This window comes from Collimonas sp. OK307 (genome assembly GCF_900113705.1).
Taxonomy (GTDB): domain Bacteria; phylum Pseudomonadota; class Gammaproteobacteria; order Burkholderiales; family Burkholderiaceae_D; genus Collimonas.
Window position 1 is genome coordinate 24655 of record NZ_FOQI01000018.1, and the last position, 20949, is coordinate 45603.

The 20949-nt window shown below is 56.7% G+C and carries 21 protein-coding genes; 9 read left to right on the forward strand and 12 right to left on the reverse strand.

Going from position 1 to position 20949, the window contains the following annotated elements:
* From BM205_RS20000 to BM205_RS20045, 10 genes are all read right to left on the reverse strand, one after another.
* Complete coding sequence (locus BM205_RS20000) at nt 1-741, reverse strand: SDR family NAD(P)-dependent oxidoreductase (RefSeq protein WP_092416627.1); 741 nt, start codon at nt 739-741, stop codon at nt 1-3.
* Between the two features lie 44 nt (nt 742-785).
* Nucleotides 786-1193 (reverse strand): carboxymuconolactone decarboxylase family protein, encoded by a 408-nt coding sequence (locus BM205_RS20005; RefSeq protein WP_092416628.1) that lies wholly within the window; start codon nt 1191-1193, stop codon nt 786-788.
* Between the two features lie 32 nt (nt 1194-1225).
* On the reverse strand, nt 1226-2458 hold the full coding sequence (locus tag BM205_RS20010; RefSeq protein ID WP_092416629.1) for a cytochrome P450: 1233 nt from the start codon (nt 2456-2458) through the stop codon (nt 1226-1228).
* A gap of 40 nt (nt 2459-2498) precedes the next feature.
* Nucleotides 2499-2693 carry a ferredoxin gene (locus BM205_RS20015; RefSeq protein ID WP_092416630.1) on the reverse strand — a complete coding sequence of 65 codons (195 nt, stop codon included), beginning with the start codon at nt 2691-2693 and terminating at the stop codon, nt 2499-2501.
* 82 nt (nt 2694-2775) lie between these two features.
* Nucleotides 2776-3969 (reverse strand): NAD(P)/FAD-dependent oxidoreductase, encoded by a 1194-nt coding sequence (locus tag BM205_RS20020; RefSeq protein WP_092416631.1) that lies wholly within the window; start codon nt 3967-3969, stop codon nt 2776-2778.
* On the reverse strand, nt 3966-4982 hold the full coding sequence (locus BM205_RS20025) for a VOC family protein (protein ID WP_175511334.1): 1017 nt from the start codon (nt 4980-4982) through the stop codon (nt 3966-3968). The genes BM205_RS20020 and BM205_RS20025 overlap by 4 nt, the downstream gene beginning before the upstream one ends.
* Nucleotides 4979-6655 (reverse strand): flavin-containing monooxygenase, encoded by a 1677-nt coding sequence (locus BM205_RS20030; RefSeq protein ID WP_092416632.1) that lies wholly within the window; start codon nt 6653-6655, stop codon nt 4979-4981. The genes BM205_RS20025 and BM205_RS20030 overlap by 4 nt, the downstream gene beginning before the upstream one ends.
* Before the next feature lie 19 nt (nt 6656-6674).
* Nucleotides 6675-7745 (reverse strand): alpha/beta hydrolase fold domain-containing protein, encoded by a 1071-nt coding sequence (locus BM205_RS20035; protein ID WP_217646067.1) that lies wholly within the window; start codon nt 7743-7745, stop codon nt 6675-6677.
* Nucleotides 7746-7824: 79 nt separating this feature from the next.
* Complete coding sequence (locus BM205_RS20040; RefSeq protein ID WP_092416633.1) at nt 7825-8601, reverse strand: SDR family NAD(P)-dependent oxidoreductase; 777 nt, start codon at nt 8599-8601, stop codon at nt 7825-7827.
* Nucleotides 8602-8760: 159 nt separating this feature from the next.
* Nucleotides 8761-10368 (reverse strand): carbohydrate porin, encoded by a 1608-nt coding sequence (locus tag BM205_RS20045; RefSeq protein ID WP_092416634.1) that lies wholly within the window; start codon nt 10366-10368, stop codon nt 8761-8763.
* Nucleotides 10369-10962: 594 nt separating this feature from the next.
* Here BM205_RS20045 and BM205_RS20050 point away from each other — a divergent pair.
* The gene (locus BM205_RS20050; RefSeq protein WP_092416635.1) at nt 10963-11523 is read left to right on the forward strand and encodes a hypothetical protein; all 561 of its coding nucleotides are present in this window, start codon (nt 10963-10965) and stop codon (nt 11521-11523) included.
* Between the two features lie 347 nt (nt 11524-11870).
* On the opposite strand, the gene BM205_RS20055 is transcribed toward BM205_RS20050, so the two are convergent.
* Nucleotides 11871-12467, reverse strand: coding sequence for a TetR/AcrR family transcriptional regulator (locus BM205_RS20055; RefSeq protein ID WP_092416693.1), 597 nt, complete (start codon nt 12465-12467; stop codon nt 11871-11873).
* 363 nt (nt 12468-12830) lie between these two features.
* Here BM205_RS20055 and BM205_RS20060 point away from each other — a divergent pair, with 363 nt between their 5' ends.
* From BM205_RS20060 to BM205_RS20095, 8 genes are all read left to right on the forward strand, one after another.
* On the forward strand, nt 12831-13400 hold the full coding sequence (locus tag BM205_RS20060; protein WP_092416636.1) for a TetR/AcrR family transcriptional regulator: 570 nt from the start codon (nt 12831-12833) through the stop codon (nt 13398-13400).
* A 458-nt stretch (nt 13401-13858) separates the two neighbouring features.
* Nucleotides 13859-14524, forward strand: a complete 666-nt coding sequence (locus BM205_RS20065; RefSeq protein ID WP_092416637.1) for a DUF3313 domain-containing protein — start codon at nt 13859-13861, stop codon at nt 14522-14524.
* Nucleotides 14521-15177 carry a paraquat-inducible protein A gene (locus BM205_RS20070; protein WP_254783971.1) on the forward strand — a complete coding sequence of 219 codons (657 nt, stop codon included), beginning with the start codon at nt 14521-14523 and terminating at the stop codon, nt 15175-15177. The genes BM205_RS20065 and BM205_RS20070 overlap by 4 nt, the downstream gene beginning before the upstream one ends.
* Nucleotides 15174-15830 carry a paraquat-inducible protein A gene (locus BM205_RS20075; RefSeq protein WP_092416638.1) on the forward strand — a complete coding sequence of 219 codons (657 nt, stop codon included), beginning with the start codon at nt 15174-15176 and terminating at the stop codon, nt 15828-15830. The genes BM205_RS20070 and BM205_RS20075 overlap by 4 nt, the downstream gene beginning before the upstream one ends.
* On the forward strand, nt 15823-17463 hold the full coding sequence (locus BM205_RS20080; protein WP_092416639.1) for a PqiB family protein: 1641 nt from the start codon (nt 15823-15825) through the stop codon (nt 17461-17463). The genes BM205_RS20075 and BM205_RS20080 overlap by 8 nt, the downstream gene beginning before the upstream one ends.
* Nucleotides 17460-18152 (forward strand): PqiC family protein, encoded by a 693-nt coding sequence (locus BM205_RS20085; protein ID WP_092416640.1) that lies wholly within the window; start codon nt 17460-17462, stop codon nt 18150-18152. Before BM205_RS20080 ends, BM205_RS20085 begins: the two co-directional genes overlap by 4 nt.
* Before the next feature lie 123 nt (nt 18153-18275).
* Nucleotides 18276-18740 carry a hypothetical protein gene (locus tag BM205_RS20090; RefSeq protein ID WP_092416641.1) on the forward strand — a complete coding sequence of 155 codons (465 nt, stop codon included), beginning with the start codon at nt 18276-18278 and terminating at the stop codon, nt 18738-18740.
* A complete protein-coding gene (locus BM205_RS20095) occupies nt 18737-19654 on the forward strand; it encodes a DUF2145 domain-containing protein (RefSeq protein WP_092416642.1) in 918 nt (305 codons plus the stop codon). Before BM205_RS20090 ends, BM205_RS20095 begins: the two co-directional genes overlap by 4 nt.
* 23 nt (nt 19655-19677) lie before the next feature.
* Here the strand turns inward: BM205_RS20095 and BM205_RS20100 are convergent, their stop codons facing one another.
* Nucleotides 19678-20886 carry a LysR family transcriptional regulator gene (locus BM205_RS20100; RefSeq protein ID WP_092416643.1) on the reverse strand — a complete coding sequence of 403 codons (1209 nt, stop codon included), beginning with the start codon at nt 20884-20886 and terminating at the stop codon, nt 19678-19680.
* Nucleotides 20887-20949: the final 63 nt, after the last annotated feature.

Below are 20949 nucleotides of genomic sequence, written 5' to 3' on the forward strand. Positions count from 1 at the left end.
TTAAAAAAGGTAACGCCCACCGTTGACACTGAGTGTCTGTCCGGTCACATAGCCAGCCTCTTCGGACACGAGATAAGCTACCGCGTAGGCAATATCGTTCGGCTGCCCGGCACGCTTCATTGGCATCCCCTTGGCCACTGCGTCCACGTCGATGGGACCCTCGCGTACCAGCGGCGTGTCGACGAAGCCAGGCGGAACGTGATTGACAGTGATTCCCTTGTCGGCGAATTCGATCGCAAGAGCCTTGGTGAGCCCGATCACCCCGCCCTTGGACGCTGCGTAATGCGCCATCGCGGGTGCGCCGGTCTGCGCGGAAGACGATGAAATGTTGACAATTCGGCCCCAACCAGCCTCCAGCATGTCGGGAATAAATTCCTTCGTCACCAGGAATGGTCCCTTCAGATTGACGCCCATGATCCGATCCCACACATCCTCGGTAAGGCTGGTAAAGGGCACGTAGCTGCTGATTCCCGCATTGTTGACAAGAATCGAGACCGCACCGAGTTCTGTGCGAGTGCGCGCCGCGGAGGTGGCGATGGCGCCAGCGTCCGCAGCGTCTCCCACTACGGCGATAGCCTTGCCGCCCGCTTTACGAATGATGTCGACCGTTTGTTCGGCACCCTCTGCATTGAGATCCCAGACGGCAACAGCTGCGCCTCGAGCGGCGAGCACTGTCGCGATTCCGCGACCAATTCCACGACCGCCGCCAGTAACAACAACATTTTTTCCGTTAAGTAGCATTTTTATTTTTCCATTTAATGATGATGCTCGGGCATGCGCTCTGGTCAGGAGCCCAGTGCTTCGCGAGCTGCAGTGCGGGCGGCGACCGCGGCGGGAAAGCCGACATAGCCAGATGAGTGGTAAATCACTTCGGCGATTTCATCCTCGGTCAGGCCATTCGTAAGGGCAATCTTGACGTGCGTGCGCAGTTCTACGTCAGCATGCAGGGCAATAAGGATCCCCAGCGTGACCAGGCTACGGTCACGGGCGCTCAGTCCATCCCGTGCCCATAACGCCCCCCAGACACTCACGAGGCCGATCTCGACGAGGTCTTCTCCGAACTTGCCGTCGCGCAGATCAATGTCGCCGTCCGGGAAAACACCCGGCAATGCCGCACGTAGCGCCGCAATTCCCTCCGCGCGCAGATCGGAGGTTGCTTTGACGCCTGAAATCGCGTCCTTTTTAATGGTCATCTTTCTTCTCCTATGCTAGAGACGCTTCCGTCTCACCAGGTCACTGGTAGTTCTTCGATGCCGTATGCCAGCGAATCGTGCTTAAACCGCAGCTCGGAAAACGGAACAGCGAACTTCAGTGTAGGAATACGACGTAAAAGGGTTGGATAAACGACCTGAAGCTCGATGCGCGCAAGCTGCTGCCCGATGCATTGGTGCGGTCCCCAGCCGAAGGCATGGTGATGACGCGCGTCACGCGTAATATCGACCTTGGTCGGGTTGGGAAACGCCTCGGGGTCGAAATTGGCTGCGGGCAGCGACGATACGATACCCTCGCCGGCGCGGATGACCTCGCCATTGAATTCAATATCTTCAAGTGCGATACGTCGTTGCAGCAGATGAGGAATGGTCAGATAGCGCAACAGCTCCTCGACAGTGCTGGCTACGATCTTCGGATCGTCGGTTTCGCGCAGCAGCTTCATCTGGTCGGGATTATCGAGCAGCAGCGCCGTCCCCAGCGAGATCATGTTGGCGCTGGTTTCATGTCCTGCGATGAGAAGAATGACACCTAGCTGCACCGCATCCGCCATCTCAAGATCGCCGTCTTTCACACGTTGCCCAAGATCGGAAACCACGTCTTCTTCGGGACTATTCATCTTCTCTTGAATCAGCTTGCCAATATATGTCCCAAGGGCCTGCGTCGCGGCGCGGTTGTCATCCGGAGATTGGTCACGGGCATTGGCAACTCTCGAATGTTTCTCGAAGAAATCATGGTCCTCGTAAGGAACACCGAGCAGATCGCATATCATCAGCGACGGTAACGGGAGCGATAACGCCTGGACCAGGTCGGTCGGATTCGGCCCCGCGAGCATTTTGTCGATCAGATCGTCGGTAGTCTGCTGGATCTTTGGGCGGATCTTTTCCATCCGGTGGCGCGTGAACGAGTTTGTCATCATCCGGCGCAGGCGCGAATGTTCCTCGCCATCGGTATCGAATATCGTCTTCGGCCGGTCGTGGATGGTTTCTGCGATCGCCCGGTTCATGAAGGGAAAGTTGGGCAGATGATCGTTGGCACTGACCCGTGGATCAGACATGATCGTACGCTGTGCCGCATGCGACAGAATAATCCACGGCGTGCTGCCGTCCCAAATGCGGACCCGGGTAATCTCGACCCCGGCATTTTGCAGCGCGCGCAGTTCAGGCGACGGCATAAAAGGGGCAGCCGGATCCCTCGGAGTCGGATAGTCGAGAATTTTCTCGGATGAATTGCTTACGGTGGCACTCATGTTGTCTCCCTATTTACTTGATAAATTCAGCCAGCGACGGTCATTCCTCGATGCGAATTGCGAGCGCCGGGCATGCTGCGGCAGCCTGACGAACGTTCGCAGCTTCTTCCGGCGGAGGGTTCTCGTTCACAAAAAAGACAATGCCGTCTTCCTCGCGTTGGTCGAAAACATTAGGCGCGTAGAGCACGCATTGCCCTGCTGCGACACATTTTTCCTGGTCGATGAAAATCTTCATTTCAAACTCCTTTTATAGTTGCTTTAAACTGCTCGAAAAAAATTTCGCATGCTGAACCAGCCCTGCCCTCCTGCGAACATGCTCAATGACTGATTCGATTTGCGTCCATCGCGTTAATCACATCCTGCCGGTGCTGACGAACTTGCTTTGGCATGTTCCAACCCAAGACGCCTGTCACGACTCCGGCGCTCGTGTATCGCGCGACGAACCGGCGCGCTGACAGGTCGCCCCCGATAATTTCTGCTTCCACCTCAACCCCAGCCGTGATAACACCGAACACCTGAATCTTGACGTCGAACTGATCCGTCCAAAAATAGGACACCGGAGCATATGGCGCGTCGTTGCCAAGGATCCCTGCCGCGACGGCTTCAGCCTGCTCAGTGGCATTAGTCCGATTCTCGAAGCGAGTCAGACGGCCCAGCTTCTCGTGATGCCAACGCGCGACGTCCCCAACCGCATAAATTCCGTCAGCCGCCCGGCAGCGGGAATCGCATACGATGCCGTTATCGATGCGCAACCCGCTACCCTCGAGCCAACCGGTCGCGGGCGACGCTCCGATCGCGACGACCACCACATCGGCAGGCAATTCCTCACCGTTTGCCAAACATACGCCGGTGACACGCCCGCGATGACTGGTCAGGCCCGTGATGCTTGAGCCCATGCGCAGCCGCACGCCGTGTTCCTGGTGCACCTGTGCAAGCAACCCTGAAGCAAGTGGCCCAATCTGGTGTGCCATCGGCGCGGCGAGCGGCCCTACGAGAGTCACATCCAACCCCAACGTGCGCGCCGTGGCGGCGATTTCCGAACCGAGCACACCTTCTCCCACCACAACAACCCGCAAGGCCGAAAGCAGTTCGGCACGAAGCGCTAGCGTATCGTCGAGCGAGCGAAGAACATGCACGCCGACAAGAGGCTCCTGTCCCGGTAAATGTCGCGCGCGGGCACCAGTCGCAATCACAATCGCATCCGCCTCAAAAAGACGTCCCGACACCGTACGTACGGTTCGGGTATCTACGTCAAGCGCCACCGCCGCGTCACCCAAGACGAAGTCCGCATCGAGCGCGGACAAAGCCTGCGAGGGCCGTAGTGCTGCCCGTTCCGGCTCCCAGGCGCCATGAAGGACTTGTTTTGACAAAGGCGGACGGTCGTAGGGCGCATGTGGCTCATCGCCTATCAGGGTGATCTTCCCTTTGTAGCCTCCACGTCGTAACGCCTCTGCAGTGCAGAGGCCGCCGGCCGACGCGCCGACGATCAGTACGCTATCAGGTGCACTCATTGGCTCACCTCACCGCCTTCGGATGCATCGCCTACCGGGCTGAACGCGCTCGCTCCGGAAGGGGTTCCCCGGGGATCGCCCGGTTGCAGCGCTGTGGTGAATCCCCATGGGATGCCGTGGCTGCTGTCCGGACGGGTGACAATGGTCCGCTCAGATCGCTCGCGGATGCCGACACCCAATGTGGCGAGATGACGCTCTACCCGACCTAGGTCTGACACCTTCCAGGTAATGGCATAGTAAGAATCGTTCGGCGCGTGCTTTGCCAGATCCGCATGGGCGGGGGTTCCTGGATCAGGTACGGCGTATTCGAGTAACACGTCAGCGACAGTGATAAAAATGCTTGCGGTGCCAAGAAGTTCGTTGCGGCCTCGATGCACGACTGTGCCGCCAAGTGCGTCCACTGCAAAGCGTAGCGCGCGCTCGGGCTGACTAGTCAAAATAGTATGGTGCGAACAGTGCTCTATAGCCAGCGGATCTTCCGCTTCAACCGGACCCAACGTCCAGCCTGGAGTCGCCCGCGGATCAAGCGGGAACGGACCTTCGCGGAAGAACTGGTATTGCATCCCGGCGTCCTCTGGAACCGTGAAGAAGGTCACGACGCCTCCGCCCGGTGAGAGCGGCGGTTCGTCGCCTTCTGCGACCTTATCCGACAGATCCATGCAGCGGATGCCATTGCGCCGCAGCGTGTGATAGAAATTTTCCATGCCGTCGATGTACCAGCCCAGTCCCCTGAGGCCAGGCGTCTGTACAGTCGGATAGCGCTGTCGGCCGTTAATGAAGTGCAGCTTCGGGTCGATGCTGTCAAAAAAAACGTCGCGGATCACCGTAAAGTTCGAGTACTCAGTGGGATACTCGGGCTTTGAGGGCAGGATCGCCGTTAGCGGCGTACTCTTGCGCCCGAAGGCACGTGCAAACCATTGTTCGGTTTGTGCCAGGTCAGGCGTTTGCGCCGTCGGATGGAACAGCCGCGCGACGCGAAAATCGGTTGGCTCTTTGCCGGCAGAATTGTTCATAACGAATACTCTCCGGTGCGCAGCGCCACTTTATCGTCGGCACCATCATGACCAGCTTGCGACATGGTGAAATTACTGAATTGACTGCTCCGACTCTTCGTCATGACGTCGAACAGTACGCCCCGCCCTGCCGGATTAATCAAGAACGTGCGCGGTTTTCCCGGGATGTTGCTGCCAAAGTAATAGCTGTGCTCCGGGCTAAAGGGCGAATAGGCGGCCATGGCACTGACCATGTTGCTCCACTCATCCTCTGCGGCCCGACTCGGTTCGACGACGTTGTGGCCATGCTCGCGCATGTAGGCGAGCAATTCCATGGTGAAGTCGACCTGGTCGCCGTTATAGCGAGGGTTGTTGGCTGCGGCGCCATGCGGCCCGCCGGGGAAGAAAAGATTGGGAAAGCCAGCGGCCTGAATCCCCATGAACGTGTGCGGCCCGTCCTTCCATGCATTCTCCAACGCGACGCCGTTATTGCCGCGAATACCCATGCGCTGAAGCGCACGCGCGAAATCGAAGCCGGTTGCCCATACGATGATGTCGAATTCCTGGAAACCATCCTCGGTCTCAATGCCCTTTGCCGTCACCTTCTGAATCGGCGTTTCCTTGAGTGAGATCAGCTTGACGTTGGGCTTGTTAAACGCCTCGTAGAACCCGGTGGCATAGGGCGGGCGTTTCTGGGCGTAAATATGACTTTTGGGGATCAGTCTGTCTGCCGTTACCGGATCCGTGACGATGCTGCGAATCTTGCCGGCGATGAAGTCTGAGAACTCCTTTCTGAGGTCCGGATTGGTGAAGAAGTCACTGTAATTGGCAGTCATCTTCGAAAAACCGGGACTGTTCCATAATTTTTCATAGAAAGCCTGACGATCTTCAACACTGTCGTCGGTGGAGGCTCGGTCGTACGGCTGATGCAAAAAACCACTGAGGCTGGTGTCCAGTGTCTGCTTGATCGCATCGAAATTGGCGCGCAATTCCTGCTGTTCTTCTTCAGTGATGGGTCGATTGTTGAGCGGTGTGCACCAGTTCGGCGAGCGTTGGTAGACGGTCAGCGAAGCTACCTCGTCCGCGATCGCGGGAATGATCTGGCCTCCGCTGGATCCAGTACCGATCACGGCAACGCGTTTGCCCTTGAAGTCCACAGGCGTTGTAGGCCATAGCCCGGTGTGGTAAGACTCTCCGGTGAAGTCCTCGCGACCCGGGACGGCAGGGTAATACGGCACCGACAGCACTCCGGTCGCGGCCACCAGGTAGCGGGCTTGATAGTTCGTTCCATCGCTGACCTGGACGGTATAGCTTCCACTTTTTTCGTCAAACACCGCGGAAGTGACGCGCGTACCCAACCGGATGTGACGCCGCAGGTCGAATCGGTCAGCGACATGATTAAGATAACGTTCAATCTCGGGTTGCCCTGCAAAATGCTCCGACCAGCGCCACTCGTCGTAGAGTTCCTTCGAGAAGAGGTAGGCGTAGGTATAGCTCTCCGAATCGAACCGGGCCTCCGGATAACGATTCCAAAACCACGTGCCGCCAACACCCTCGCCGGCTTCCAGCAGCACGGCGCTGAGGCCGGCTTCAAGCGCCCGATACAACTGGTAGAGTCCGGTAATGCCTGCTCCGACGATCAGCATTTCTACGCGAGGCGGGGCAAAAGAGTCATGAGTAACTAGTGATGTCATGATTTTTCCTTTTTGACTGTCAGAGTGAGTGGGCGAAAACGGCGATGTCGCTGAGCGTAGCGTGGTACACGTCCGGGATCGCCTTCATGAAATTGATTTCGGCAGCGTGGCAAGTACCAATGACCATCCTCGCTCTGGATGGAACGCCGGCGGCTTGGAGCTTGCGGTAATAAGCGAGGCCTTCGTCGCGAAACGGATCCAGTTCGTTTACCGATATAGCATGGGGCGGAAGCCCTTCCAGGTCGGCTTGGCTTGCGTGATAGGGCCATGCCAGCGGATTGGTGGCATTTTCACCGTCCGGGTCATACGCGATGGCAGTCGCGGCGACCACGGCCAACGGCGTATAAAGACCATCATTCTCGAAGAGCGACTGCAGTTCGGGACGCTTGTTGACGTAGGAGTTCGAAATGTACGGGCAAAGGGCATAGACGCCGTCGATCTCATGCAGCCTGTCGTCACGCTTGGCCTTGAGGGTGGCTGCCAGGCCGAGATTGGCCCCGCCGGAGTCGCCCGACATGACCAGTTTTGTGATGCCAAGCCTCGCCTTGTGTTTGCTCACCCACCGGAGCGCGGAGGAGACGTCGTTGAGACCAGCCGGAAATGGGTGTACGCCCAATCGCCCCGTGGCATTACGGAATTCGACGCCAATGACAACCATCTTTTTGGCAGCGAGGTCATTGCGCCAACGGGTGTAAAGCGGGCCTTCGGCATCGAGGATGCACATACCGCCGCCGTGCAAATGCAGCACGCCGGGCACCGGACCGTCGACACCGGCCGGATGATGGATGAACAGGGTAATTTCGTTTCCGTCAACGCCGATGATCTTCTCGACCGTGGTAGTGACGCCTTGTACCGGCGGCATGCCAGCGACCGAGAACGCGAAAAACTCGACAGAACCCTCCTCGGCCGCTTTGAGATACTGGCGAATACCGTCAAGCGGCGTACTTGCGTTGATATAGACCGGCGGATCTCCACCCATTTGCATTGCGTCCAGCGCGGCGACGAGACGCCTGTCTGCGCGCGGGTCGTCCTTGATTACGAGATCCGGGTTGCCCAGCTTTCCCGGGCGCTGTAATTGAATATCGGCCATGTTGTTATCCTCTAATATTGGTTTCTCATTACTCTGCGGAAGTGGGTAAGCCCGTCCTCCGCACGAATTCAAGGTGGTATCAAGCAGTCGCACCGCCGTCCACAGGCACCGCGACTCCTGTCATGAAACTCGACGCGTCAGATGCCAGGAACAGCGCCATATGCGCCATGTCTTCTGGAGTCCCCATTCGCCGTAGCGGAACGGAGGCCGAGATCTCCTCCATCGTCGCCCTCACAATTCCGTCTGAAATGTCACGTCTTAACGCAGGTGTGTCTGTCGCGCCCGGACAGATCGCATTCACCCGTATACCCTCGGGAGCTAGCAGTTGAGCGATCGACTTAACGTACTGAATCAGGGCGGCCTTGCTCGCTGAATACGTCGGGAAGAACGACACCGCCTTCAGACCCGCAATCGACGAAGTACAAATGACCGACGCTGAACGTGACTTGCGTAGCAGCGGCAAAAACCGCTTGGTCAAGATCATCGGAACCCAGACATTGATCGTCATGCAGGTATTAAAGCTCTGTGCGTCGTAGTCGAAGCCGGCCGGCGCCGGCAATCCGGCATGGTTGAACAAGATGTCCAAAACATCGTGCTCACGCAGGAATGCGTCAACGAAATCATTGAGGGCGGCCTGGTTGATCAGATCCACATGATGCGACTCAGCCGAACCTCCCGCACGTCGAATCTCGGCGACCGCCTCATCTGCAGCCAAACCATTTCTATCGACGATGACGACATGTGCGCCTTGAACAGCGAAGAGCAGCGCTGACGCAAGGCCCATCCCGGAAGCCCCCCCGGTGATCAGGGCAGTTCTCCCGGCGAGCGATATGTTTTTGTCGAACGTGTTAGTCATAAATCTTCTCCTTTTTGATACTCAACCATTCATGCTTGACCGCGAATTTCGTTGCTTAGCTCATGTTGTTTTTCCAATTTCTGAGCTAAGCGGGTAGTCATATGAAGCGATAGTGCAGTGCTCCGTTGCTTCGGTCTCGAAGCAACGGAGCTTCCTTTCTCAAAAGATCCAATACAAACTGAGCAGGGCACTGAACGAACTTCCCTCTCCTTTAAATTGCGACAAGCTTGGCTTGTCCGTATAGCCCAGTCCCGCAGTGGCATAAAGGCCCGGCATGACGTGATACGTATAGGCGGCAGTGATGCTGTTGGATTCGCCAATGGGATAGAAGTTTGTAAAGGTGGAATAGACGTTCAAGGCTTTCTGAAGATATTTGTTTGCCTTGTTGTGGCTATAGACGAACGAAAGCATATCGCTTGGCCGACTCGCAGATGGCCCGACCAAGTAGGTGCGCGCCTCAACGTACTGAGTAAAAGGGGTTGATTTTTGATCGCCATACATAAAACTTCCACCTACATACAGGCCTCTGTACGCTGTGTATGGTGACGCAGGAGCTGACTGGGTCAACTGATAATCAGCGAGAGCATAAAGTCCATACGCTCCGTTCTTCGTTGCGTGGGGATCCTGCAGCATGCGGCTGTAATCCGCGAACGTCGATGTGTTGTACATATACCCGGCGCGAAGCCAGGTAAATGGTGTATTCGTCGCAGATGGCCGCTTATAGCCAATCTCGCTGAGATACAAATCGCGCGTTCCTGGAACTGACGAATTGAAGGCAAGGCCGGAGGGATTCGCATGCACCTCGTCATAAATTGAGTTCCCCGTAGGTCCAAGGACCGGCAGACTGCGTTGAACTGCTGCCTGCGCATACAGCTTGTCTGTGATGTTCCATTTAATACGCAAGTTTGGCGTGCTTATGCTGTTTGGCGACATGCCCAAAACAATTGGGATAGACGCCGACGGGCCGAATGGATTGACGACCATCCCACCGACGAAGGTCCCAGCGAATTCCGGTAGGTTTGCAAAATAGCCTGCCTTGATTTCCAGCTTTTTGTCGAGAAACGTCTGGTACCACGATATACCGTTGAAACGAAATGTATTTGGGTTGTACTGTTGGTCTGTACTTGCACCGAAATTCGCTCCAACCGCGATCTGCCCATCAGGCACCCCGTACTGACTCATGTCGTACGTCAAAAATGCGGAGTTCGCCACCATGATGCTGGGGCGTTGACCAAAATACGAACGGCCGCCCGCGCAGTTGTAGTTGAGACTATTCGGCCCGCAAGGCGCATAGCCCGATGAAGGAATCCGGCCAGGCGTATCGAGAAGATTGTTCTGAAATATTGCTGAACCTTGCACCGAAAAACCAAAGCCATGCGAAGCCAGGTTAGTCCGCCAATTTCCATCATCGGCCACCAAGCTGTCGCCGTAGGATGGAAACATCACATTCCATCCTTTGTATCCATACTTCGCGTCCAAAGCACGTCCTCGCTCAGCAGAGGTCGGCGGCGTCGACATGCTCATTGCAACAGGCGACTCCGGTACCACGACGACAGGTGACTGAAGCTCGGAAACCTGCGTTGTGACAGATTGTTCAGCAGCCTTGGCCGGCCACGCGCTGATGGCAAGTGCACTCAGCGCGACTCCGGAATACGCGAGAGATCGACATCGAAAGCGTTCGACTTTCTTTCGCCCAGAAATCACATCGACAGAACTCCGCCCGGATAAGCGGATCTTATGGGCGATACCAATAGTATTGAAACTCATTTGCTCGTCTCCTAAATTATTTTGTTTTCTATTATTTCCGTCGAATCTCTAGACTTCCGCAGGCTTAGGTTTCTAAGATCTGCAACCGCGGTTTGCCTTCGGATTCGACGTACCCGGAGACCGCGATGTTCTGCTCCACGCTGGCGTGGTGATGTTTCGATGAGAATGAATACGTGGCTTTCACTCTCGATAGATTCAGAACTGCTTCTGTCGCCCCATTGCCAGAAACTGGATAAATGGCGGCTGTTCCAGGCAGTCGAATCATTCAGTGTCTCCGTCTTGTGCGCCGTTGACGACGCTTCTTTTTTTCGAGGAAATCAAATGACAAAATAGGGCAAGGCCGTTAATGAACTATGATTCATGAACCAGCGTTCATTTAATATAAATGCTGAAACCCGGCGGCGTCAAGCACTGATACAAGTTTCTCGAGAAAATTTCAGTCAACATGTTTTGCACAGCTGTGATTCATGCAAAGCTAACACAAAACAATCCGTATAGGCGGTTTACCTTATTAAAATTCAATGCTACGCTGCACCTCACACATCAGCAGTCCACAAAAAAATTTTTGATGTGCAAACAAATAAAGGAGACAAAATGTCACAGCAGCAAGATACGGCACACAAGGATGCCCGGACGAACGACCATGTCGGCAGAGCTTCGGTTGGCAAGGGGCTGTTTACCCTCATCACCGCGGTCGTCGTAGTGGGATCGTTTATAGCTTTGAACTATGCGTTGGCAATCGCTGATATGTGGGTCGGGTTTCTCTTTGCGCTCTATTGGGGCGGACTTGAGCGTTCCAATTTCAAGAAGCTACCTAATTGCATCGTAGGCGCCGCCGTTGGCTTGACGGCAGCCTATTTCTTGCATGCACTGCCCTTGGCTTTTGGAGCAGCTGCACTGGCGCCGTGCATTGCCGGCGTGATTGTTTTGGTATTTTTCCAGATCATGGGTTGGTTCGTGGTGGCGATCAATATGACCACCATGCTCTTCTTGACGGTTGCGACGATCCCCTCGATCCAGGCAAGTAGCCAATACCCGCAGCTAATGATCTCCATGGCACTCGGCGCATTGTATTTTTCGATCGTCGTCTGGATCGCTAATCAAATTTCACGCCGCCTTGCGAATACAACCCGTTTGACCTCATCTACTCACTGAAAGGATCAAGCTTGACCACGCCTTATCGAAGAAACCCGTGTATACGAAACAGCCAGTGCATCTCGGCGATTTCGTTAGAAACATGGGAGCGTCGCAAGACGTCGCCGGGCGTGGTCAGCGACCATTCATACGGTCGAATTAGAGGAAAATTTCGGGGATCTACAGCATGGCGTGAGGCGGAGAAGCAGCAGCGCTGCCCCCTTCATTCAACAAGTTGCAGTAAAGCAACGTCGTGCGGAGTAGCGGTTCTTGGATCCAAAACAGTCGGGCATGAGGGGCTTATTACCGTGTCGCTGCCTTTGACCCACACTCAAGACACGGGTGTCACCATGCCTCAGTTTCGGCCATCAGCGGGCTGACCGCTTCCTCGGCTGCTCCTGTTGCGATTCTCTTTTCCAGCTATTGTCGTCCATCAGCCTCGCGAACAAACGTTCGCGCGCCGCTTTTGAAATCGGTGATAGTCCGAGTAAAACGTTGAACGCAATACCGCTAGCGGCAAAATAACGAACCAGAGCAAGCTCCGGATCGACTGCGTCGTCTTGCAGCTTCTTCATCTTGGCGATCTCCGATTCCCGGGATTCAGTCAGTAATTCTGGATTTTCGACCAGAGCTGCCAATATAGCGCGCGCCACCGAGTGTGACTGGTTGGAGGCGGCCCTATACATAGCGATCTGCATAGAGAGGACCTGCTCAGTTTTTGATGCTCCCTCACTAGCCAGATGGTTTCGTGCAATGCGATCGAAGTCCTGTCTCTGAAAGTCGAGCAAGGCCTTCAGCACCCCGTTCTTCGTACGGAACTGGTGCATAAGCCCGCCCTTGCTTATACCGCTTTCCTGCGCCAATGAATCGAAAGTTAACCCTTTCACGCCCTCTCTGGTAAGGATTGCAAATGCGGCGTCGATTGCTTTTCTACGGGTTGTCTCGGAACGGGTCGGATTGTCCATTGTAAATACTTTTGTGTGACGTAGAAGCTGGCTATGGGCCGTCGGTGCTACACACATGACGGCAAGCTCTAGTGAGTTATCAGAATCGATAGAGTACATTACTTTCGGTGCGAAGATACCCCTTATCATTTCTGCATTGGATTTAGTCGAAAAACCAACTCAATTGGATCAAGGATTGCTGTGGCATTTGGATGCAACGATGGAAGCCTAGATCCTCATCGCGCTATTCAAAGTCTCGCCATAACGTAAACGGCAGATGGATACCATGGCAATTCAAAAACAGACCAGAAAGATTGTTTTTTCCGTCATTCCGAGCTATCTTCACTGGTTTGGGAGCTCTCCATCCCGCAATGGAAATAGATAATGGATAACACTACTCGATCGAAGCTATCACGCAACGCCATCATTCAGGCGGCCCTGACCATCATCGGACGCGATGGCCCTCGTCGATTGACGCTTGATGCCATTGCACGCGAAGCCGGCGTCAGTAAAGGCGGGCTAATGCATCAATTCCGGTCGAAAGAGGCTGTGCTAAGGGCGATGTTGGAATATCAAGCCGAATACTTCGATGCATTTTCTCAGCACTACATGACCAAAGCAGGTGCTACATCGCCCGAAGCCAACTTGTCGACACAGATCGCGGTGGCCCGCGAAGCCGTCACCACACAAAAATCGGTTGCGTTTGCAATGCTCGGCGCCATCAGTGAAGAACCCGGGCTCTTGTCCATGTTTAAAGAGATTGATGCCAAGAAAATTGCATCCATCAAGACAGAGGCCGTTGATCCTGAATTAGCGACCCTGCGCTGGTATGCCGCCAGGGGAATGCTTCTGAGTGCCCTGCTCGGGCAATGCTCCCTTTCGGAGGATGAGCGCCAGCGCCTTTTTGAGCGCCTGCTCGACAGCCAGCAATGGCTGGCTCATAGCAAGACCTAGAAGAACGCTCCTCGTACACGCCCTCTCGCAGGAGGCCGTGTGCTCGGTGGTGATAGCCCGACCATCTTCTGCTTTGATCTCCACATATCGGACACTCCTCAAAGGTTGTTCGATAGCTGACGCAGCGCCACAGAGCATAGCCCGCTGAACGGGGTTAGGCTCGCTCCTTTGCTATAAATGACCTGCCCTTTTTCCTCTGTTGCAAAATTTCAGCAGATTTTATAAATCAAAAGAAAACCGACCAACCGGTTTGCCAATTCAATATTCAATGCTATATTCGCTCCCTGAGCTAGTGCGAAAGGGGCGGCCGGGAGTTGATCTCGTTATCAGTTGAATGTCGTATCCAGGTCCGTCCAAACCGCCAGGTATTGATCTCCGTCACGGTCATGCCCCGCTCGTCTACCAAGTTGTGCCAGGCGATGACAGTCATCCCTTGGAAAATCTGAAGAGGAATTGAAATGTACATATCCATCAAGACAGGCCGGCTGGCGGCCATTGCGGCGTTCTGCATGGCGCTTGCCGCATGTGGGACCACGCAACCGAATTCGTATTCGGGAATCTCGTCGTCATCTAAGCTAATGCCAAATCAGAACAATGATACCGGACGTGTTCCGTACAGTTATTCGACTTCTGCCAACTGGAAAAAATATAACGCGATCATCATTGATCCGGTCGTGGTTTACCGGGGACCGGATCAACAGTTCGGGGACATGTCAGAAAAAGACAAGACTGCTCTTGCCAGCTACATGCAAACTCAGTTCGCAGAAAAATTGACGACCCGTTTCACGCTCTCCCGCGATCAGGCTCCAAACACGCTGCGCCTGAAATTGACACTGACCGGTGCGGAAACGAACACTCCGGTCCTTGCCACTCTTTCACGATTTGACATTGCTGGAGGTATCTACAACGGGGTGCAGAATGCACGTAATCGAGAAGGAACGCTGACAGGTTCTGTCATCTATGCTGTCGAGGTCTACGACGCGGCGAGCGATCGCCTTCTCAGCGCCTTTATTACGAAGCAGTATCCTCGCCCCTGGAACCTGGGGGCCAGCATGGGATCGCTGGCGGCATCGAAAGCCGGCATCGAAAAAGGAGCAGATGCGCTGGTTGAACAGCTGAAATGATGCCAAACCAGGACGTTGCGCGGGATACGTCGACGTCAGGTGCTGACGGTCAGCACCTGATCGCTTGCGAATATTGCGACACCGTTTACCAGCGCGCCGGTCTTGCCGAAGGTGAGCAAGCACTGTGCCTGCGCTGCGGTGGCACGCTATACCGCGAGAGCAGTCGCGCCTATCGTCGACTGCTGCCTCTAGTCGTGACCGCGCTCATCCTGTTTTTAATCTCCAACGTCTTTCCAATCGTCGAGATGGATCTCAAGGGCATCCGTACCCAGACCACATTATGGGGAGCAGTGGCGGCATTGTACGCAGATCAAATGTCGCTGGTTGCCTTGCTGGTGTTTGCAACCACCATCCTGTTCCCTCTGGCAGAGATGCTGATGATGCTCTACTTGCTTGTGCAGGTGAGACGACATCGTTTTCCGACTGGCTTTGCGCACATCGTGCGCAGTATCCAGATGACCCGGCCTTGGGGCATGATCGAGGTCTATTTGCTCGGCGTGGTAGTGACGCTGGTCAAGCTGTCCAGCGTAGCCGATATACTGCCGGGCGTCGCCCTATGGTCGTTTAGCGTACTAGTGATCGTGCTGGCGACCATGCTGTCGTTCGATTCGCGCGACCTGTGGCAATACGTAAAGAAGGGGCAGCCGCGATGAACGTGTCGCTGCCTGCCGGGCCGACAACTGCGTCAATGCGGCTGACGCCTTGCCACGCCTGCAGCCTGCTTAACCCGCGCTTGCTTGATGGCTTTCCCTGCCCACGCTGCGGCGCCGTTTTGCACCGTCGAAAGCCAAATAGTCTGGCGCGTACCTGGGCCTTTCTGATCGCTGCCGCGATCTTCTACATCCCCGCTAACCTGCTGCCAATGATGATCACGCAGTCTGCGATGATGACCACGCAGTCTGTTTTCGAGATCTCACACGACACCATTCTCACCGGCATCGTCTATTTGTGGATTTCGGGTTCCAAGGCGCTGTCCATCCTGGTGCTGATTGCCAGCGTGGTGGTGCCGCTATTAAAGATGATGGCCTTGACGGTCCTGCTGCTCTCGGTACATTTCCGCTCCACCTGGCGTATCCGGCAGCAGACCCGGCTGTACCGTCTGCTGGAAGTGATCGGACGCTGGTCCATGCTCGATATCTTCGTCGTAGCCATACTGGCCGCGCTGGTACGCGCCGGCAAGCTGGCCACTATCAGCCTCGGATCGGGGGCCCTGGCTTTTTCCTCTGTGGTCGTACTCACCATGCTCGCTTCCCTGAGTTTCGATCCCCGCTTGCTGTGGGATTCGCTGGACGCAAACAATGACTGACCTGAACTCGCCACATCCTTCTGCACCGCCTTCGCCACCGCGTCCGGAACTCCGTCACCAGGCGCGCTGGTTGCCTTCGCTCGTATGGTTGATCCCTATCGTCGCCGCAGTCGTCGGCTTATCGCTGCTGGTACACACGCTGTCCGAACGTGGCCCGGAAATCACCGTGACCTTCCGTACCGCGGATGGGCTCGCACCCGGGAGGACTCCGGTACGCTATAAGGCCGTGGATATCGGTATGGTCAAGTCCTTGCGCCTTGCGCCGGATCGTTCGCACGTGATCGCCACCATAGCGCTGACCAACGATGCGGGAAGTTTCCTGGCTAAGGACACGCGCTTTTGGGTAGTGCGTCCGCGTTTTGCCTTCTCCGGCATTTCAGGCCTGGAGACACTACTGTCCGGCACCTATATCGGCGTAGACGCCGGTATGTCGGAAACTCGCATCCACACCTTTACCGGACTGGAAGTACCGCCGGCGGTAGCCACTGATGCCTCCGGCAAGCAATTCGTACTGCGGGCAGCGGATCTCGGCTCACTCGACATTGGTTCCCCGGTTTACTACCGGCGCGTGCGGGTAGGGCAAGTAGTGGCTTACCAGCTCGCGCCAAACGGCCGGGATCTCTCCTTGCGCGTGTTTGTCGATAAACCTTACGACAAGCTGGTTACTGCCAACACGCGTTTCTGGCACGCAAGCGGTATAGACATCAAGCTGGACGCCGGCGGCCTCAAGGTCAATACGCAGGCGCTTGCCACCATGCTGCTTGGCGGCGTGGCCTTCCAGGATCCTGATGATTCCAAACCCGTTGCCACGGCCAGCGAGAACACACAATTCATGCTTGCCAGCGACCAGACCGAAGCCATGAAGGCTCCTGAAGAATTGAAGCCAGCCCTTGCCGTACTCAATTTCGACCAGTCCGTGCGCGGCCTGGCGCCGGGTGCACCGCTAGATTTTCGCGGCATAGTGGTAGGGCAGGTGCGCTCGATCGGGATCGAGTATCAGCGCGACAAAAAAACCTTCCGGTTTCCCGTGATAGTGGAACTCTATCCATCCCGCATGGGCTTCAGTCCACGCGACCTGGAGGATAAACAGCAAGCATACGATATCGCTGAAACGATGAACAAGCGTGGCATGCGTGCGCAGCTGCGCAACGGCAACCTGTTGACCGGCCAGCTCTACGTCGCATTTGATTTCTTCCCCAAGGCGCCGCCGGTAAAGATCAACGTCGACGGCCCCATGCCCGAACTGGCCACCACGCCCGGCACGCTTGACGAGCTGCAGGCCAAGCTAGGCAGCATCGTTAACAAAATCGACAAGGTGCCGTTCGAGCAAATTGGCCAGGAAATGCGTACCTCGATGGCGGCGCTGGACACGATGCTGAATAACGCCGACAAGCTGGTGGCCAAAATCAACGGCGACGTGGTGCCGCAATTCACCACCGCGTTGCAGGATGCACACAAGACACTGCAGGCGGCTAACGATACGCTTGCCCCAAATGCGCCAATGCAACAGGACGCGCGTCGCATGATGCAAGAATTGACGCGCAGCGCCGCCTCCCTGCGCGCCTTGACCGATTACCTGGGGCGCCATCCCGAAGCATTGGTGCGCGGGAAAGTGAATTCGGAGAAACCATGAACACCTCTCCCAATCTGTCTGTTCTGTCTGCCGAACTGATACTCGTTGCTGCCATATTGGCTGGATGCGCGTCGCCCGAGCCACGTTATTACACACTGGCACAGGCGGCAGTCATCGATACTGCCACCGCGCCAACCGTGATCCGGATAAAAGACCCGGCATTGATCGAAATATCTTCCGTTCATGTACCAGAAGGTCTCAACCGCACCAATTTACTTCTGGACATGGGGGGCGGCCGGCTGAGACTGATGGAACTTGATCGCTGGTCAGCGCCGCTTCCCGATGAATTGCGCGACGCGCTGTCGCAGCGGCTGCAAACCAGTCTGGGCGCCGTCGACACCTACCGCCAGGGCACGTCTGGCGCAGCACCGTTGTATCGCGTTACCGTCGAAGTGGTGCGCATAAATGCCGAACTCGGCGGAAACGCTGACGCCATCATCAACTGGATAGTGCAGCGATTGCCAGACCGCAAAGCGACGTCGGGCCGCACGCAGGTAAAGTTACCGACGCCGGGCGGGGTGGGTAGCGTTGTGGCCGCATATCAGCACATTGTCATCAGCGCCGCCGACGATATCGCAACGGCCATACGCGCGCTGCAACAAGTATCACCTGCTCCCTCGGAAACGGAGACCCCATTGGCACGCTACAACCAATATCACGCCTCTCCCGAGAAGCAGGGAATTCCTTGACATTAATACAGCTTCGGCCGGCCCCAGCTAGTAGGACGGTTATTCAACACATGCAGTTTGCATACAGACAGAACGCTGGCTGCACCGCACATCAACCCATCTCACACTACCAAGGAGCATTCAATGATCTTCCCCACCACCTTTCGTCTCATCTGTCTCGCCGCAGTCGCCAGTGTCACGTTGCACGCGCACGCAGAAAGTTTCACGTCCTCGGCCGTCAGCACCGGTTCGGCGTCTAGCGGCAGCATGTCTGCATCCCTGCATGGTTCGAGCAACAGTTCGACCGGTGACGAAAAGACTGCCGATGGTAACTATCGCGTCATCGAGGTAGCCGCGGCACCCGATCGCGCTGGCGTCACGCGCGTCACGCGCGTCACGATGCAAATCGAGGAATCGCGGCAGCGCATCGTGCTCGACCTGCCACAGGCCATTGTCGAGAAGCAGAAACTTGGCTTAGGCGATACCGTGCTCGCACAACACCGTGAGTACGGTTTTGAGTTCGCTCGCGCCGACACGCGAGAAGCGTTCTATCTCGTGCTCGCCGACGAGTGGTACAACGAACTTGCAGCGCGGCCGGTGACTCTTTGAAGGCCTTCTTCGCGTTGGCTGTAGCAGCGACAATCGCAACGGGTACCGCCCAGGCGCAGCCCGGTTCGTCCGGTTACTCGACTTCTTCAGCCTTCTGCGACAGCCCGCAGCAGCTTACAGCTAGCCAGCAAGATCGATTGCTGCGCTTTGCCGCCGTGGTTCGCAATGAGCTTGATGCAATGGACGGCGACACTGCGTTGATCAGTCGCTCAGGACTCGATCTCTCGCGCTTCCACATCCGTTACTCGCACGCCGCCGTGGCCCGGCGTGACGAAACCGGTACATGGTCAGCGCGTCAGCTCTACTACGCCTGCGATGAAGCGCGACCCCGGATCTACGATCAAGGCCTCGCCGGTTTCGTCATGGGTACCGACGATCCTGCGCTCGGCTACATCTCGATCGTGCGGCTGCCGGCAGGTGCTGCCCAGTCGTTGCGGTATGCATCGCTCGACACATCGCGCGTCCAGCACCTGTTGGCTACGAGCTACAGTGCCAACGCCTATCCGTTCAGCACTCGCTACCAGAATTGCAATCAGTGGGTGGTGGAAATGCTCGCGGTAGCCTGGGGTGATCTGGGCGACGGCGACGATTTGCGCGGGCGCGCGCAACATTGGCTTCAAGAAGAAAACTACGCGCCCGAACCGGTGGACGTCGGCTCGCACGCGCTGATGTTCGCGTCGACATTTGTACCATTGCTGCATCTCGACGATCATCCGGACGACGATCTCTTCGCAATGAAACTGAAGATCAGCCTGCCATCAACGGTAGAGACCTTCGTTCGGGAGCGCCTGCCCGGCAGTGAGCGCATCGAGGTGTGTCATGACGATCGGCAGATCGTCGTACACCGTGGCTGGGCACCGATCGCCGACGGCTGTCGGCCAGGCGAAGGCGATCGCGTCTATCCGCTAGGCTGACAATCGGGTTGCTGAACAAATGGCTATGCCACTTCCTGCGCTCGGCACAGGCGGCGTATTTCGTCCAGCAACAGCCGGGCGCCTGGTGCAAGATGCGCTCCTTCTCGCACAGTGATGCCGATCTGCCGCTCCATGCCCGGCATCGCCAGCGGCAGCACCACCAGCAAGCCTGCCGCAATCTCGTAATGCAGCTGATGGGCCGATAGTACCGTCAGCATTCGGCCATCAATCAGCAGACCGCGCAACAGCGCCAAGTCGCCAGTCTCCACGGCAGGCGCCGGCGGAGTGTGTCCCCTGCCATGGAAAAACCGTTCCAGCGCGTCGCGCAGGGGCGTTCCGGCGCGCGACAGCACCCATGGATACGGCGCCAGGTCGGCCAGCGTCAGCGTAGTTCTGCCGGCCAGCGGATGTGTGGCGCCGGCGATCAGCACCGTCTGGTCCTCGAACAGGGGTTGCACAGTCAAGTTGCTGCCGGCAGCCGGCCGCAAGGCGCCAAGGATGAAATCGATACGACCGCTAAGCAGCCCGGCACACAGTTCTTCGTAAGGACTTTCCAACGAATGCACCTGCAGTTTCGGATGGCTTGCCAGCACCGTGCCGATGGCCTTCGGCAACAGCAGCGTCCGCGCCAACGGTAGCGCGCCCACCGTTACGCTGCCCTGCAGCACGCCGTTGAGGGCGGCAACATCGGCTTCGATATGCCGCAGTTCCGCCAACACACGTTCGAAGCGCACTGCCCAGCGCAGGCAAGTCTCGGTCGGCATCATGCCACGCGCGCTGCGTTGGAACAGCGGCTGGCCGAGCGTATCCTCCAGTCGTGCGATGGCCTGGCTCAGCGCTGGCTGCGATACGCCGGTAGCACGCGCCACGCTGGGCATGTGATGCAGGTCGGCCAGCAGTGCCGCCGCCTGCAGCCGGCGCTCGCTAAACAACAGATCCAGCGCACCGACCTGCCCTACACGACTCCCGGAGCGCAAGGCCTCGTCGCGCAACTGCTGCAATTCCACCTCGATGCGCCGGGCGCGCACCAACACGGTGGCGCCGGCCGCGGTCGGCAGCATGCCGCGGCCCTTACGCTCGAACAATGCCACGTCCAGTTGCTGTTCCAGTGACGTCACCGAGCGCGCCACTGCGGAGGAGGCCCGATACAGGACCTCGGCGGAGCGCCGGACGCCGCCGGTGGCGGCCACGGAGATAAAGGCGTGCAGGTGGTGAAGACTGATGCCGGACATATGAGAACGCACCTTTCCGGCGCTGCCGTTTAATATCATTAATAAGTAAATTAGAACAGTCTT

What these genes read in the sequence shown, in the direction of transcription:
- BM205_RS20000 (WP_092416627.1), bottom strand. Translation starts at nt 741, where the DNA reads ATGCTACTTAACGGAAAAAATGTTGTTGTTACTGGCGGCGGTCGTGGA.
- BM205_RS20005 (WP_092416628.1), bottom strand. Translation starts at nt 1,193, where the DNA reads ATGACCATTAAAAAGGACGCGATTTCAGGCGTCAAAGCAACCTCCGAT.
- BM205_RS20010 (WP_092416629.1), bottom strand. Translation starts at nt 2,458, where the DNA reads ATGAGTGCCACCGTAAGCAATTCATCCGAGAAAATTCTCGACTATCCG.
- BM205_RS20015 (WP_092416630.1), bottom strand. Translation starts at nt 2,693, where the DNA reads ATGAAGATTTTCATCGACCAGGAAAAATGTGTCGCAGCAGGGCAATGC.
- BM205_RS20020 (WP_092416631.1), bottom strand. Translation starts at nt 3,969, where the DNA reads ATGAGTGCACCTGATAGCGTACTGATCGTCGGCGCGTCGGCCGGCGGC.
- BM205_RS20025 (WP_175511334.1), bottom strand. Translation starts at nt 4,982, where the DNA reads ATGAACAATTCTGCCGGCAAAGAGCCAACCGATTTTCGCGTCGCGCGG.
- BM205_RS20030 (WP_092416632.1), bottom strand. Translation starts at nt 6,655, where the DNA reads ATGACATCACTAGTTACTCATGACTCTTTTGCCCCGCCTCGCGTAGAA.
- BM205_RS20035 (WP_217646067.1), bottom strand. Translation starts at nt 7,745, where the DNA reads ATGGCCGATATTCAATTACAGCGCCCGGGAAAGCTGGGCAACCCGGAT.
- BM205_RS20040 (WP_092416633.1), bottom strand. Translation starts at nt 8,601, where the DNA reads ATGACTAACACGTTCGACAAAAACATATCGCTCGCCGGGAGAACTGCC.
- BM205_RS20045 (WP_092416634.1), bottom strand. Translation starts at nt 10,368, where the DNA reads ATGAGTTTCAATACTATTGGTATCGCCCATAAGATCCGCTTATCCGGG.
- BM205_RS20050 (WP_092416635.1), top strand. Translation starts at nt 10,963, where the DNA reads ATGTCACAGCAGCAAGATACGGCACACAAGGATGCCCGGACGAACGAC.
- BM205_RS20055 (WP_092416693.1), bottom strand. Translation starts at nt 12,467, where the DNA reads ATGGACAATCCGACCCGTTCCGAGACAACCCGTAGAAAAGCAATCGAC.
- BM205_RS20060 (WP_092416636.1), top strand. Translation starts at nt 12,831, where the DNA reads ATGGATAACACTACTCGATCGAAGCTATCACGCAACGCCATCATTCAG.
- BM205_RS20065 (WP_092416637.1), top strand. Translation starts at nt 13,859, where the DNA reads ATGTACATATCCATCAAGACAGGCCGGCTGGCGGCCATTGCGGCGTTC.
- BM205_RS20070 (WP_254783971.1), top strand. Translation starts at nt 14,521, where the DNA reads ATGATGCCAAACCAGGACGTTGCGCGGGATACGTCGACGTCAGGTGCT.
- BM205_RS20075 (WP_092416638.1), top strand. Translation starts at nt 15,174, where the DNA reads ATGAACGTGTCGCTGCCTGCCGGGCCGACAACTGCGTCAATGCGGCTG.
- BM205_RS20080 (WP_092416639.1), top strand. Translation starts at nt 15,823, where the DNA reads ATGACTGACCTGAACTCGCCACATCCTTCTGCACCGCCTTCGCCACCG.
- BM205_RS20085 (WP_092416640.1), top strand. Translation starts at nt 17,460, where the DNA reads ATGAACACCTCTCCCAATCTGTCTGTTCTGTCTGCCGAACTGATACTC.
- BM205_RS20090 (WP_092416641.1), top strand. Translation starts at nt 18,276, where the DNA reads ATGATCTTCCCCACCACCTTTCGTCTCATCTGTCTCGCCGCAGTCGCC.
- BM205_RS20100 (WP_092416643.1), bottom strand. Translation starts at nt 20,886, where the DNA reads ATGTCCGGCATCAGTCTTCACCACCTGCACGCCTTTATCTCCGTGGCC.